The organism is Novispirillum itersonii, assembly GCF_014205675.1.
Lineage (GTDB): Bacteria > Pseudomonadota > Alphaproteobacteria > Rhodospirillales > Rhodospirillaceae > Novispirillum > Novispirillum itersonii_A.
This window is the reverse complement of sequence record NZ_JACIIX010000010.1, coordinates 118,746-132,494: the sequence shown is the minus strand read 5'-3', so window position 1 is coordinate 132,494 and position 13,749 is coordinate 118,746. Positions and strand designations below refer to the sequence as shown.

The 13,749-nt window shown below is 66.7% G+C and carries 14 protein-coding genes; 7 read left to right on the top strand and 7 right to left on the bottom strand.

Going from position 1 to position 13,749, the window contains the following annotated elements; genetic code table 11:
- Positions 1-73: 73 nt before the first annotated feature.
- Positions 74-937, bottom strand: coding sequence for a helix-turn-helix transcriptional regulator (locus FHS48_RS13615; protein WP_184264119.1), 864 nt, complete (start codon positions 935-937; stop codon positions 74-76).
- Positions 938-1,078: 141 nt separating this feature from the next.
- Between FHS48_RS13615 and FHS48_RS13610 the strand changes: the two genes are divergently transcribed.
- The 6 genes from FHS48_RS13610 to aguB all read left to right on the top strand — a co-directional run bounded on the left by FHS48_RS13610 (position 1,079) and on the right by aguB (position 6,976).
- Positions 1,079-2,152, top strand: coding sequence for an ABC transporter ATP-binding protein (locus FHS48_RS13610; RefSeq protein WP_184264118.1), 1,074 nt, complete (start codon positions 1,079-1,081; stop codon positions 2,150-2,152).
- Between the two features lie 8 nt (positions 2,153-2,160).
- A complete protein-coding gene (locus tag FHS48_RS13605; RefSeq protein WP_184264117.1) occupies positions 2,161-3,045 on the top strand; it encodes an ABC transporter permease in 885 nt (294 codons plus the stop codon).
- 1 nt (position 3,046) lies between these two features.
- Positions 3,047-3,838, top strand: a complete 792-nt coding sequence (locus FHS48_RS13600) for an ABC transporter permease (protein ID WP_184264116.1) — start codon at positions 3,047-3,049, stop codon at positions 3,836-3,838.
- 76 nt (positions 3,839-3,914) lie between these two features.
- A complete protein-coding gene (locus FHS48_RS13595) occupies positions 3,915-4,958 on the top strand; it encodes an ABC transporter substrate-binding protein (RefSeq protein ID WP_184264115.1) in 1,044 nt (347 codons plus the stop codon).
- A gap of 114 nt (positions 4,959-5,072) precedes the next feature.
- Positions 5,073-6,119 (top strand): histone deacetylase family protein, encoded by a 1,047-nt coding sequence (locus FHS48_RS13590; protein WP_184264114.1) that lies wholly within the window; start codon positions 5,073-5,075, stop codon positions 6,117-6,119.
- Complete coding sequence (aguB, locus tag FHS48_RS13585; RefSeq protein WP_184264113.1) at positions 6,116-6,976, top strand: N-carbamoylputrescine amidase; 861 nt, start codon at positions 6,116-6,118, stop codon at positions 6,974-6,976. Before FHS48_RS13590 ends, aguB begins: the two co-directional genes overlap by 4 nt.
- Positions 6,977-6,990: 14 nt before the next feature.
- Here aguB and FHS48_RS13580 read toward each other — a convergent pair whose 3' ends face one another.
- From FHS48_RS13580 to FHS48_RS13570, 3 genes are read right to left on the bottom strand one after another with little or no spacing between them, the layout of a single operon-like run.
- Complete coding sequence (locus FHS48_RS13580) at positions 6,991-7,743, bottom strand: GntR family transcriptional regulator (RefSeq protein WP_184264112.1); 753 nt, start codon at positions 7,741-7,743, stop codon at positions 6,991-6,993.
- Positions 7,736-8,905 (bottom strand): N-acetylglucosamine-6-phosphate deacetylase, encoded by a 1,170-nt coding sequence (gene nagA / locus FHS48_RS13575; RefSeq protein WP_184264111.1) that lies wholly within the window; start codon positions 8,903-8,905, stop codon positions 7,736-7,738. Before nagA ends, FHS48_RS13580 begins: the two co-directional genes overlap by 8 nt.
- The gene (locus tag FHS48_RS13570; protein WP_184264110.1) at positions 8,905-9,813 is read right to left on the bottom strand and encodes a glucosamine kinase nucleotide-binding domain-containing protein; all 909 of its coding nucleotides are present in this window, start codon (positions 9,811-9,813) and stop codon (positions 8,905-8,907) included. Before FHS48_RS13570 ends, nagA begins: the two co-directional genes overlap by 1 nt.
- Before the next feature lie 246 nt (positions 9,814-10,059).
- On the opposite strand from FHS48_RS13570, the gene zwf reads away from it, so the two are divergent.
- On the top strand, positions 10,060-11,580 hold the full coding sequence (gene zwf / locus FHS48_RS13565) for a glucose-6-phosphate dehydrogenase (RefSeq protein WP_416046513.1): 1,521 nt from the start codon (positions 10,060-10,062) through the stop codon (positions 11,578-11,580).
- Positions 11,581-11,804: 224 nt separating this feature from the next.
- Here zwf and FHS48_RS13560 read toward each other — a convergent pair whose 3' ends face one another.
- Genes FHS48_RS13560 through FHS48_RS13550 form a run of 3 tightly spaced genes read right to left on the bottom strand, consistent with a single transcriptional unit; the run spans position 11,805 to position 13,625 of the window.
- Complete coding sequence (locus tag FHS48_RS13560) at positions 11,805-12,281, bottom strand: nuclear transport factor 2 family protein (RefSeq protein ID WP_184264109.1); 477 nt, start codon at positions 12,279-12,281, stop codon at positions 11,805-11,807.
- Complete coding sequence (locus tag FHS48_RS13555; protein ID WP_184264108.1) at positions 12,278-12,838, bottom strand: glutathione peroxidase; 561 nt, start codon at positions 12,836-12,838, stop codon at positions 12,278-12,280. The genes FHS48_RS13560 and FHS48_RS13555 overlap by 4 nt, the downstream gene beginning before the upstream one ends.
- 4 nt (positions 12,839-12,842) lie before the next feature.
- A complete protein-coding gene (locus FHS48_RS13550) occupies positions 12,843-13,625 on the bottom strand; it encodes a 4'-phosphopantetheinyl transferase family protein (RefSeq protein ID WP_184264107.1) in 783 nt (260 codons plus the stop codon).
- Between the last annotated feature and the right edge of the window lie 124 nt (positions 13,626-13,749).

The following is a 13,749-nucleotide window of genomic DNA, read 5'->3' as shown; positions in this document are numbered from 1 at the left end:
CTGCGCGGAAAAGCGCCGGGAGCCTTAAAAAAATTTCATACGGAATCCCCAAGGCCGGGCAGGCAGAGCCCGCCTACAGCACGCCCGGTGCCGCCAGAGCGGACGATGAAACCGGCCGCTGCGGCGGACGCCCGGCCCCTTCCAGCATTGGCATGATCTTCAGGAACAGATCGGCCTGCGACGACACCTGAAGCTTGGCATAGGCATGCTTGCGGTGGACCTTCACCGTCAGGCGGCTGATGCCCATGCACTGGGCGATCGACACATTGGAATGGCCGCCCATCACCAGCGCGATCACCTGCGCCTCGCGGTGGGTCAGCGCCTCGGTAATCCCGGGTTGGGGCTTCAGACGGCACAGCCGCTCCTCCAGACTGGCGGCGGCACCGGACTCTGCGGGCGGATCCATCCGCGCCATCCGGGTTTCGGCATAGATCCGCAGCAGCGGGGCCAATGCCGGGGAAATATCATCCAGCCAGCGCTTTTCCGCCCGGCTGAACCGCCCGGACCCGCGCTGCCGCCCCAGTGACAGGTTGATGTAACAGCCATCCCCCCCGGCACTGACGAGTCCCAGCTCGTCGAGCATCCGCACGCAGGAGAAATAAGACTTTCCATACTCACTCTGGAAAAAGCGGTCGGGGGCAATCTCCCCGATCAGAAACACCCCTTCCTCCTTCGCCTGCGCTTTCCGGAAGAACGGGTCAAGAGTGTAAGATAATTTCAAGTATTGCTCTTCATAGCGGAACCCCTCTCGGTCCGGAATCCAGTAATAGAGATCAACCGGCGGAGCATCCTCCTGAAAAACAACGATAACCAGATTATCAAAGGCGATCTGTGACTGGATGAACTCCCGCAGATGGACGGGAAAGGACGACCCGCGAACCGTGGCAATCATACTGCCCAGTTTTTCAGCAAACTCGCGCCCAGCCCACTCCTTCATCACCCCTACCCCCGATAACCGGTGAATTGTGATCAAAATAACCCTGAGGGGGTATTCTTTCCACCGGAAATTCTCCGTAGCCTCGGTTCAGGTTCGATATCGGCCCCCTGCCGGGGCCACCGGAACGGAGGGATCATCCGCATGCCGCAGGCCGTCGAGATTATCGATGTCGTCAAGAAATACGGATCTTTTACTGCACTGCACAATGTGTCACTGGATATACGTCCCAACGAATTCTTTACCCTCCTCGGGCCGTCGGGCTGCGGCAAGACCACCCTGCTGCGGATCATCGCCGGGTTTGAGGACATCACCGCCGGCACCCTGAAGCTGTTCGGCACCGATATCACCGCCCTGCCGCCGGACCGCCGCCCGATCAACACTGTGTTCCAGCACTATTCGCTGTTTCCGCACATGACGGTGGCCGAGAACGTCGCTTTCGGGCTGCGCCGCCTGAAGATGCCCGCCGCCGACATCACCCGCCGGGTGGCGGAGATGCTGGAGATGATCAAACTGTCCAGCCATGCCGGGCGCAGACCGCACCAGCTGTCCGGCGGGCAGCAGCAGCGGGTGGCACTGGCCCGGGCGCTGGCCCCCCGCCCCAAGGTTCTGCTGCTGGACGAACCGCTGTCGGCGCTGGACCTGAAGCTGCGGCAGGCGATGCGGATGGAGCTGAAAACCCTGCAACAGCAGACCGGCGTGACCTTCATCTTCGTCACCCACGATCAGGAAGAGGCGCTGGCGATGTCGGACCGCATCGCCGTGATGTCGGAAGGCCGGGTCCAGCAGATTGACGCCCCGCAGGTGATCTATGAACACCCGGCCACCCGCTTTGTCGCCGACTTCATCGGCGATGCCAACTTCCTGACCGCCTCGGTGGAGGGGCTGGAAGACGGGCGCGCCCACTGTGGCCTGCCCGGCGGATACCGCCTGATCGCCCGCGATGCCGGGGCCGCCCGCCCCGGCCAGAGCGTCAGCCTGTTCCTGCGCCCGGAAAAACTGTCGGTGCATGACACCCCGGTGGAAGAGGGCATCGGCATGACGGTGCGCACCATCGTCTATCAGGGCGATGCCACCGACTATCTGGTGGAGCTGGACGGCGGCGTGATGCTGCGGTCGCGCTGCGAAAACCGCATCAACGGCGACCCGATCCTGACGGCAGGCGAACGCGGCTTCCTGCGGATCGCCCCCGATGCCGCCAAGACCCTGCTGGACTGAGGCCCGCCATGACGCCCCACCGCGCCACCCTTCTGGGCATTGCCCCGACCCTGCTGATCATCGGCGTGCTGATGGTCGTGCCGATGGTCATCATGGCCGCCTATTCGCTGATGGAAGCCAACAGCTTCGGCGGCGTGCTGCCCCACTTTTCGGCGGAAGCCTACATCAAGCTGCTGTTTGACCGCGATCTCGACGACTCGCTGGCCTTTGATCCGTCCTATATGATCATCCTGTGGCGGTCGCTGCGGATTGCCGGACTGGCCACCGCCATCACCCTGTGCGTCGGGTTTCCGGTGGCCTATTTCATCGCCACCCGCCCGCCGGAACAGCGGACCCTGCTGATCTTCCTGATCACCATCCCGTTCTGGACCAATCTGCTGATCCGCACCTACAGCTGGGTGCTGATCCTGCGCGACACCGGCATGATCAACACCGTGTTGCAGGGCAGCGGCCTGACCGATCAGCCGCTGAAGCTGCTGTATACCGAAGGGGCCATCCTGTTCGGGCTGGTCTACACCTATGCCCCGTTCATGGTGCTGCCGCTGTACACCTCGCTGGAGAAACTGGACTTCCGGCTGGTGGAGGCCGCCCGCGACCTCTACTGCGGCCCGTGGGGTGCCCTGCGCCATGTGGTGCTGCCGCTGGTGATGCCGGGGCTGGTGGCCGGGTCGATTCTGGTGTTCGTCCCCTGCCTTGGTGCCTTTGTCGCCCCCGACCTGCTGGGCGGCGGCAAGGAACTGATGATCAGCACCCTGATCCAGCTTCAGTTCACCTCGTCCCGCAACTGGCCGTTCGGCGCGGCGCTGGCTCTGGTGCTGCTGGCGCTGGTGATGCTGACCCTGACCGTCTCCGCCGCGCGGCAGGCCCGCGCCGCCGCCGAAGGGGGGCACTGACATGGCCCGCAAGACCCGCAAAATCACCGATCTGCCCGGCTTCCGGGGCTTTACCTGGCTGTTTTTCGCCTATCTGTATGCGCCACTGGTGCTGCTGGTGGTGTTTTCCTTCAACGCCACCCGCTCCGGCACGGTGTGGAGCGGCTTTTCGCTGACGTGGTATGCCAAAATCGCCGCCGACAGCCAGATCCAGCGCGCCGCCCTGAACAGCCTGACCGTTGCCATCTGCGCCACCGCCATTGCCACCGTGGTTGCCACCGCCGCCGCCCTGGCGATGAAGCGCGGGGTGCCGTTCTTCGGCAGGAAAGTCACCGGCGGCCTGATCATGACCCCGCTGGTGGTGCCGGAAATCGTCACCGCCGTCGCCACCCTGCTGCTGTTCTCCGCCATCGGTCTGTCGCTGGGGCTGGGCAACATCATCCTCGCCCATGTCGCCTTCTGCATCCCCTTTGCCTATCTGCCGATCCGCGCCCGGCTGGAACGGATGGATGAAAGCATCGAGCTGGCCGCCCGGGACCTCTACGCCACCCCGTGGCAAACCCTGCGCACCGTTACCCTGCCGCTGCTGGCCCCGGGCATTGTCTCCGGCGCCCTGCTGGCGCTGATCACCTCCATCGACGACTTCATCATCACCATGATGGTGGCCGAACCGGGGGCCACCACCCTGCCGCTGTACATCTACGGCATGCTGCGGCTGGGCGTTTCGCCGGAAATCAATGCGATCTCCACCATCCTGCTGGGGGTGTCGGTGGGGGTGGTGACCCTGTCCCACCTGCTGACCCGCCGCCGCTGACCCCCTTCCTGAGCCAAGACCCTGCCTGACAAGAAACGCCCCGCCCAAGCGGAGGCATGAACAGGAGAGCCCACCGATGAAGAAGACCCTGACCGCCGCCCTGCCCCTGTCGTTTCTGACCCTGTCGCTTATGGCCGCTGCCGGTCCTGCCGCCGCGGCGGAGGAACTGTTCATCTACAACTGGTCGGACTACACCGCCCCGGAGGTCCTCGCCAAGTTCGAGAAGGAAACCGGCATCAAGGTGACGCTGGATGTCTATGACTCCAACGAAACCCTGCTGGCGAAGATGAAGGCCGGGAATGCCGCCTATGACATCGTGGTGCCGTCGCACAACTTTGTGCCGATCATGATCAAGGACGGCCTGCTGCAACCGATCGACGCCCCGAAGCTGAGCAACTACGCCAATATTGACGAGAAGTGGCGGAACCCGGAATGGGACCCCGGCAACCGCTACACCGTGCCGTGGATGTGGGGCACCACCTCCTTCGCCGTCGATACCGCCGTCTACAAGGGGCCGACCGACAGCGCCAGCCTGCTGTTCACCCCGCCGCCGGAACTGCGCGGCAACATCGGCATGTTCAAGACCCCGGAAGAGGTGGTCGCCGTCGCCTCTATCGCTCTCGGCCTGCCGCAGTGTGACGATAATCCCAAGGACCTGAAGAAGGTGGAAGAGCTTCTGGCCGGTCAGAAACCGGCGGTGAAGATCTACAGCTCGGAAGGGATCCACGAGCGTCTGGCCGCCGGAGAGGTCGCCATGCACATGATCTGGAACGGTGCTGCCAAGCGGGCCCGGGATGTGCGGCCCACCATCACCTATGTCTATCCGAAGGAAGGCGTGCTGGCCTTCATGGATAACCTGACAGTGCCGAAGACGGCAAAGAACGTCAAAAATGCCCTGACCTTCATCGACTTCATGCTGAAGCCGGAAAACATCGCCATCCAGTCCAACTTTGCCCGCTATTCCAACGGCATCAAGGGCAGTCAGGCCTTCCTGAGCCCGGATCTGCGCGACGCCCCGGAAATCAATCCGCCCGCCACGGTGAAGACCGTATTCCAGCCGGTCTGTTCCGATCAGGCGGTCAAGCTGCGGGACCGGGTCTGGACCCGTCTGTTCCAGTAATCCGCCTGTTGCCGTAACCCGTCTGTGGGATCAGGACACCGTTCCGGATCCGGCCCCACCGGGGGGCTTTATTCCCCGGCCCCCTTTCCCTCCCCCTCACCGTGGATCATGCCCATGCTGACCGTCTATTCGGATCGTCATACCCTTCACCATGCCCACGCCGAACCCTTCGGCGGCACCGTCGTCGAACCGTTTGAATGCCCGCAGCGGGCGGAATACGTGCTGGCCCGCCTGCGGGAGGTCGGTCTGGGGCCGGTCAACACCCCGGCGGACCATGGCCTTGAGCCGATCCTGCGCGTTCATGATGCCGGATATGTGCAGTTCCTCCAGACCGTCTGGGCCGACTGGACCGCCGCCGGATTCAGCGGGCAGGTGACCCCCAGCGTGTGGCCGGGCCGAACCATGCCATTCCGCCGCCCCAGCAGCCATATCGAAGCCCGCGTCGGCTACCACGCCCTGTGCGGGGAAACCGGCATTGTTGAAGGCACGTGGGAAGCCGCCTACTGGAGTGCACAGGCCGCCCTGACCGCGCTGGATGCGGTGCTGGCCGGGGACCGCGCCGCCTTCGCCCTGTGCCGCCCGCCGGGGCACCATGCCCCGAAGGACCAGTACGGCGGTTACTGCTTCCTCAACAATGCCGCCATCGCCGCACAGGCGGCGCTGGACCGGGGGGCGCAGCGGGTGGCGGTTCTGGATGTGGATTTCCACCACGGCAACGGCACACAGGAGATCTTCTACGACCGCAGCGATGTGCTGTTCCTGTCCCTGCACGGCACCCCGGATCAGGCCTATCCCTATTTCATGGGGTGGGAGGATGAGACCGGCAGCGGCGACGGCGCAGGCTTCACCGCCAATTACCCCCTGCCGGCCGGCACCCCGTACAGCGTGTGGAAACAGGCGCTGGAACAGGCCCTTGACCGCATCCGTGACTATGCGCCGGACCTGCTGGTGATTTCGCTGGGGCTGGATACCTACGAACAGGATCCGATCAGCTTCTTCAAGCTGACGGCGGCGGATTATCTGGATTACGGCGGCCTGCTGGCGGGCCTTACTCTGCCGACCCTGTTCGTGATGGAAGGCGGCTACGCGGTGGAAGATCTGGGGATCAACACCGTCAACGTGCTGCAAGGCTTTGAAACCGTTGCCGGAGGCCGCCCATGACCGCCCTGACCCTTGCCGTCACCCAGATGGCCTGTAGCTGGGACCTGCCCGCCAACCTTGACACCGCCGAGGCGCTGGTCCGCCGGGCGGCGGCACAGGGGGCAAAGCTGATCCTGCTGCCGGAACTGTTCGAGACCCCCTATTTCTGCCCGGAGCAAAAACCGCAGTATTTTGAGCTGGCCCGCCCCTTTGCCGGGAACCCGGTGATCAGCCGTTTTCAGACACTGGCGCGGGAGCTGGGGGTGGTGCTGCCGGTCAGCTTTTTTGAAAAAGCCAACCAGAGCTTTTTCAACAGCGTGGCGGTGATTGACGCCGACGGCGCGGTGCGGGGCCTGTACCGCAAAAGCCACATCCCCGATGGCCCCGGCTATCAGGAAAAGTACTACTTCAGCCCCGGCGACACCGGCTTCCGGGTGTGGGAAACCGCTGTCGGCACCATCGGGGTCGGAATCTGCTGGGATCAGTGGTTCCCCGAAGCGGCGCGGGCAATGGTGCTGATGGGGGCGGATATCCTGCTGTACCCCACCGCCATCGGGTCGGAACCGACCGCCCCGGACATCGATTCCCAGCCGCACTGGTGCCGCACCATGCAGGGCCACGCCGCCGCCAACATGGCGGTGGTCGCCGCCTCCAACCGCATCGGCACCGAACAGTGGGACTCCTGCGCCCTGACCTTCTATGGTACCTCCTTCATCGCCGATGAGACCGGCGGGCTGCTGACGCAGGCCGGGCGGACGGAAGCGGGGGTGCTGACCGCCACCGTCGATCTCGACGCCCTCCGCCGCCGCCGCTTCGGCTGGGGGCTGTTCCGCGACCGCCGCCCGTCCCTCTACGGTCCGCTGACGGGTTTCGGCTGAGGGGAAGAGGCGCTTCAGGGCGGATCCGTCAGGTTCAGTTCCACCACCACATCGTACACTTCCCCCCGGTAATGGGAGCGGACCAGCTCCACCGGGGTCCCGTCCTCCAGCATGGTCCGCCGCTCAATCGACAGGGCGGCGGACCCGTCCGGCACTTCCAGCAGCCGCGCCTGTTTGACGGTCAGGATCACCGCCGTCAGCCGTTGCAGCGCCCGGAACGGAGCAAACCCGTTCTGGCGCAGCACCGTATACAGCGACCCGGTCACCTGCGCCGGATCGGGCAGAAAGCGGGTCGGCACCGTCGTCAGTTCCAGCGCCATCGGGGCCCCGTCCGCCAGCCGCAGCCGGTACAGCCGCGCCACCTGTGATCCGGGGGCAAGGCCCAGCGCCATCGCCTCCTCCGGTGTTGCCAGCGCCAGCGACCGGTTCAGCCACACCGTCCCCGCCTCCAGCCCGCGCGACTGCATGTCTTCGGAAAAGCCGATCAGGGCGGACAGCCGCTGTTCCCGGTGCGGCGACGGGGCGACAAAGGTGCCCGCGCCCTGCCGGGGCCGCAGCAGCCCTTCCGCCACCAGTTCCCGCAGCGCCTTGCGCACCGTCACCCGCGAGACACCGTAGCGCTCTGACAGCACGCGCTCACTGGGCAGGGCGGCGGCCTGCCCGGCCCGGTCAGCCACCACCATCGCCCGCAGCCGCGCCGCCAGTTGCAGGTAGAGCGGCAGCGGATCGTCGGCTGATAACAGGGGGGAGGTCTCGGACTCAGCCATCCGCCGCCCCTGTCGCCCAGTCGCCGCCGATCCAGGTGCCCAGCACCGTCAGATCCGCCGACAGCAGGGTCAGGTCCGCGACAAAACCGGAAGCAATCCGCCCGCGCTGCCGGTCCTGCCCCAGCAGCATCGCCGGATGCAGCGAGGCCATCCGCAGCGCCGTTTCCAACGGCAGCTCCAGCAGGGTCACCGCATTGCGGACACAGGCCGCCATATCGGTATCCGCCCCGGCCAGCACCCCGTCTGCCGTCACCAGCCGCCCGTCGCGGCGGTAGATGGTTTCGCCATAGAGCCGGAACTGATCCGCATCGGTGCCGGTCGGCGGCATCGCATCGGTGACCAGAATCATCCGCTCCGCTCCCCGGGCCGCCAGCACCAGCCGCAGCGTCAGCGGATCAACATGCACCCCGTCGCAGATGATCCCGCACCAGGCCTGCGGGCTGAGGATCGCCGCCCCGGCAATCCCCGGTTCCCGCCCGGCAATCGGCGGCATAGCGTTGAACAGATGGGTGAAGCAGGACAGCCCCGCCGCCACCGCCTGCCGGGTCCGCGCCGCCCCGGCGGCGGAATGCCCGCCGGACACCACCGCCCCCGCCGCCACCATCGCCCGGATGAAGTCATCCTCAACCTGTTCCGGGGCCAGCGTCAGCAACAGACGCCCCGGCCCCAGCCGCCGCGCCAGATCCGGCATCCCCTGCCGGTCCTGCTCCGACGGGGTGCGGACAAACAGCTCGGCGTGGCAGCCCCGGCGGGCCGGATTGATGAACGGCCCTTCCAGATGCAGGCCGAGAACCCCGCTGCCCGGCCGGGTCAGGGCGGTCAGGACCGCTCCGGCCGCCTGTTCCGTCACCGCCGGAGTATCGGTGATGACGGTCGGCAGCAGCCCGGTGGTGCCAAACCGGCGGTGCGCCGCCACCATCACCGCCAGCGCCTGCGGGGTCGGGCTGTCGTTGAACAGCACCCCGCCGCCGCCGTTGACCTGAATGTCGATAAATCCCGGCACCAGCAGACTGCCTGCCGGAAGGGACCGGCACGGCAGACCCTCCGGCTCCTGCCCGGCGGGATGCACGGCGGCAATCTGCCCGCCGTCCAGCTCCAGACAGGCCCCGTCGACAAAGACTTCTCCGGTAAAAATCCGGGCTCCGGTCAGGCCATAGCGCATCAGCGTGTCTCCTCCTGCCGGTGGCCCAAGGACTGTTTTGCCAAAGACTGTTTTGCCAGAATCAGAGCTCCGGACAGGGCATCGCCCTGGGGGTCGCTCAGCCAGCCGCGTTCCTGCGGCGGCAGATGCGCCGCCAGCACCCCGGCCAGACCGCCAACCAGCGCCAGACGCGGCGCCCCCTGATCCCGCAGCCGCCGCAGCACCCGGGCGGCATGACCCGCCGCCTCTGTCAGCAGGGCCACAGCCACCGGATCCCCGGCGGCGGCCTGCTCCAGCACCACCGGCACCAGCGCCGCATAATCGGCCGGGCGGGCGGTTCCCGCCCAGTCCACCACCCCGAACGGGCTGCCGCCAAACCGTGCCAGCACCGCCGGGCCCAGTACCCCGGCGTCGGTCAGACCATCCCAGCCCAGCACCGCCAGCTCCAGCGCCCGCCGCCCGATCCACGCCCCACTGCCGTGATCGGAGATCTCAAACCCCCAGCCCCCGGCGGTGACCTGCCGCCCGTTGACCAGCCCGAACCCGGCGCTGCCGGTGCCGGTGATCAGGATCGCCCCGTCGGCACCGCCAAAAGCGCCGAGGCAGGCAATCACCGCATCACCGGTGACGTCCAGCGCCGCAAACGGATGGAGTTGATCAAGAAAGGCGTCCAGATGGGCCGCCTGTGCCGCCCCGGCCAGCCCGAACACCGCCACCGTCTGCGCCTGCGCCGCCTGCGGCACCCTGGCCTCGGCAAAGGCCGCCGCACAGGCGCGGTGGATCTCGGCCCATGCCACCCCGGCCCCCAGCCGGATGTTGCACGGCCCGGCCAGCCCCTGCCCCAGTACGGTGCCGTCACGGTCGGTCAGCCGCGCCCGGCAGGTGGTGCCGCCGCCATCAACCCCCAGCAGATACTGTTGTGCCGCCATCGGCGCTGAATCCCCGTCACAGGCCGCCGGACAGGACCGGAACCGCGGCGGCAGTCTGAATGAACCGGTCTCAGCGAAAGACATACCAGAGAAATACCATCCGGCAAACCGGGCAATACCACTTTGCTTTTTCCGCCCTCCGAAGGCCATCCAGACCCCGATTATCACCAAAATGTCGGTTGCGGGACCCCGGACCGGTGCTATCCTGCCACACCAATTTAATACCACCGGCCCCGAGGACTCCCCATGTCATCCAGCCCGCCGCCCGCCACCCCGATGTGGTCCCCCGCCAGCCCGCAGGCCCGGCAGGTGGAGTGTTTTGATTTCGTGATTTTCGGCGGCACCGGCGACCTGTCGATGCGGAAGCTGCTGCCATCGCTGTTCCAGCGCGATCTGGCCGGGCAGATCCCCGCCGGGGCGCGCATCATCGGGGTGTCCCGCAGCCCGCTGAATGCCGCCGCCTTCCGCGCCATGGCCGATGAACAGGCCCGCCCCCACCTGCACGGGACCCCGGATCCGGCGGCATGGGCCGCCTTCCTGACCCGGCTGGAGCATGTGCGGCTTGATGCCCTGAGTGAAGACGGCTGGCCGGTTCTGGCGGATCTTCTGGCTCCGGCCCCGGAGCGGATCCGCGCCTATTATCTGGCCACTGCCCCGGGGCTGTTCGGTATTATCTGCCAGCGCCTGCATCAGGCCGGTCTGGTGACGCCACAGGCGCGGGTGGTGCTGGAAAAGCCGCTGGGCCACGACCTCGCCTCGGCCCGCGCCATCAATGCCGCCGTCGGCGCGGTGTTCGCCGAACACCAGATCTTCCGCATTGATCATTATCTCGGCAAGGAAACGGTGCAGAACCTGCTGGCGCTGCGCTTCGCCAACAGCCTGTTCGAGCCGCTGTGGAATGCCCGCCACATTGACCATGTGCAGATTTCGGTGGCGGAAACCGTCGGCGTGGAAAAGCGCGGGGAGTTCTACGACCAGACCGGTGCCCTACGCGACATGGTGCAGAACCACCTGCTGCAACTGCTGTGTCTGGTGGCGATGGAACCGCCGTCACACATGACGCAGGATGCCGTCCGCGATGAGAAGCTGAAAATCCTGCGGGCCCTGCGCCCGATTTCCGCCGCCGAGCTGGCACAGGTCACGGTCCGCGGCCAGTACCGCCCCGGAGCGATTGACGGGCAGGCGGTGGATGGCTATGTCGAGGATCTGGGTCACGACACCTCGGAGACCGAAACCTTCGTCGCCCTGAAGGCGGAGGTCTGTAACTGGCGGTGGGCCGGGGTGCCGTTCTATCTGCGCACCGGCAAGCGGCTGGCGCGCCGGACCTCGGAAATCATCATTCAGTTCCGCCCGCCGCCGCACAACATCTTCCCGGCGGACTCCGGCCCGGTGCAGCCCAACCGGCTGGTGGTGCGCCTGCAACCGGACGAAGGCATTACCCTGCACCTGATGGGCAAGGACCCCGGCCCCGGCGGCCTGCGCCTGCGCCCGGCCCCGCTGAACCTGTCCTTCGCCGAAACCTACGGCACCCACTACCCCGATGCCTATGAACGGCTGCTGCTGGACGTGGTGCGCGGCAACTCCACCCTGTTCATGCGCCGCGACGAAGTGGAAGCGGCATGGCAGTGGGCGGAACCGGTCCTGACCGGCTGGGCCGCCACCCACCAGCCGGTCCGGCCCTATGCCGCCGGAACCTGGGGCCCCAGCGCCGCCGTCGCCCTGATCGAACGCGACGGCCGCACGTGGCAGGATGACGACGGGCTGTAGGCCCGTCTAAGGGGCAGGATGACGACGGGCTGTAGGCCCGTCTAAGGGGCAGGATGACGACGGGCTGTAAGCCCGTCTGGAGGGACGAAACAAATGGAGGGCCAACGGCCCGACTGGCGCGTTGAGCGCCCGCGCGACCATTCGCGCGTAAGCCAAGCGGGCGGACGCCCGCGCCCGGCGTCTGAGGACTAAACGACAGGTTGATGACGGGCATCAGCCCGTCATCAACCCCCCATCATCCGCCGCGCCACCGCCCGCCGCACCGCCATCAGCAGGCGGCCGATCAGCGGCAGGTGGCGGTAAAACTGCACCGAAGCATCCCAGTGGTCGGTATGCTCTGCCACCCGCCCATCGGCAGCCAGCCGCACCACACTCATGCCGGTCACACTCCAGTGCCCCAGCACCGGAACAGTGGCGGTCATCGTCCAGTGCAGATAGGCAGTATGCGGATCCGGCTGCGCCACCCCCTGCACGGTAAAGCGGGCATCGGGGGCATGGGTGACGGTCTGCCGCAGCAGATGCCGGACCGCCGCCACCCCGCGCACCTCGTGAAACGGATCACGGAAGCACACGTCCGGCGTCACCGCCTGTTCCAGCGTGTCCAGCACCGGCAGGCTGAGGGTTTCAAACACCGCCACCCAGCGGCGCAGACCGTCCGGTAACCGGCGCAGCCCGTCCGGCGGGGCCGGTGCCTCCGTCACCGCCGCACCTGCGGCAGCAGCGCCTCAATCGCCGCCGCCACCTTGGGATCCTGCGGTTTGGTCAGCGAGGAATACCAGTCGGCAATCTGACCGTCCGGGGTGATCAGAAACTTATGGAAGTTCCAGCGCGGCACCCCGACCGCCCCGACCTGCGATGCCGCCCACTGATAGAACGGATGCGCCGCCCCACCGCTGACCACCGCCTTATCCATCAACGGGAAATCGACGTGAAAGGTGGTTTCGCAGAAGGTCTTGATCTCTTCCTTACTGCCCGGCTCCTGACCGCCGAAGTCATTGGACGGCACCCCGATCACCACCAGCCCCCGGTCGCGGTAGGTCTGCCACAGGGCCTGTAACCCTTCATACTGCGGGGTAAAGCCGCACTGCGAGGCGGTGTTGACCACCAGCACCACCTTGCCCGCGAACTGCCGCAATGGCACCTCCTGCCCGTCAATGCCGGTGAAGGTATAGTCCCAGGCGCTGCCCTGCCCGGCTGTTGCCGGAACCGGGGCCAGAGCCAGCAGCGCCGCGATGCCTTTTGCCACAAACCGTTTCATCGCCTTATCCTTTCTGTTCGATCCGGGCGCCCTGCCCGGACCGGGTCAATCCCGGCCAGCCGGTCCGGACCGTTACTTCTGCCGTTGCTGCCACCGGACCGGTCAGCGCCAGCCCGACCCGGTGCCCGGCGGAAACGCCTCCCGGACTGACCCACTGCCATAACCGCACCGGATGCGGCAGACAGGCGTCCCCGTCCTGCCGCAGCAGCGGGGCGGGCTGCGGATCAGTCCCTTCCCCCGGCGGCGGACGGACCGAAAACAGCGTCAGCCCCAGTGCCAGCCCCCGCCCGGCGGCCTTGACGAAGGCCTCCTTCAGGGTCCACACCGCCAGAAACGCCGCCTCCGGCTGCGGTTGCCCCCGGATCCATGCCGTCTCATCGGCGGCAAAGAACCGGTCTGCCAGATCAAGGGTTATACGGCGGTCAGCGGCTTCCAGATCAATGCCGACACCGCTGTCCGGCCCGCCCCCGGTCACCACGGCGCAGGCCACCGCCCCGGCGGTGTGGGTCAGGCTGAAATCCAGCTCCGGCTCCCCCAGCAACATCGGCTTGCCATAGGAATCACGGGGGGCGAAGCGCAGGCTGTGCGGATCAGCGCCGGTGGCCTCTGACAGCATCAGGCGCTTGAGGGCATGGGCCACCGTGAACTCCCGGCGGCTGCTGTCGCGGACCCGGCGGTCTGCGCGCAGGCGCTCTTCCGCCGACAGCAGCCCCTGTGCCCAGCGCTCGCCGGGGGCGTCCACCTGCGCCAGCGGCACAACACCGACGCTGATCCGCACCTGCTGCATCGGGGCAGCCTCCTGATCCGTTCTGTCCTGAGCGCAGCTAACCGGTCTGCCGCGCCGGGCGCAAGCCCCTTCCCTCTCCCCTGCACCATCACCCTATTCATGGGTGAATATAACTTTGTTTACA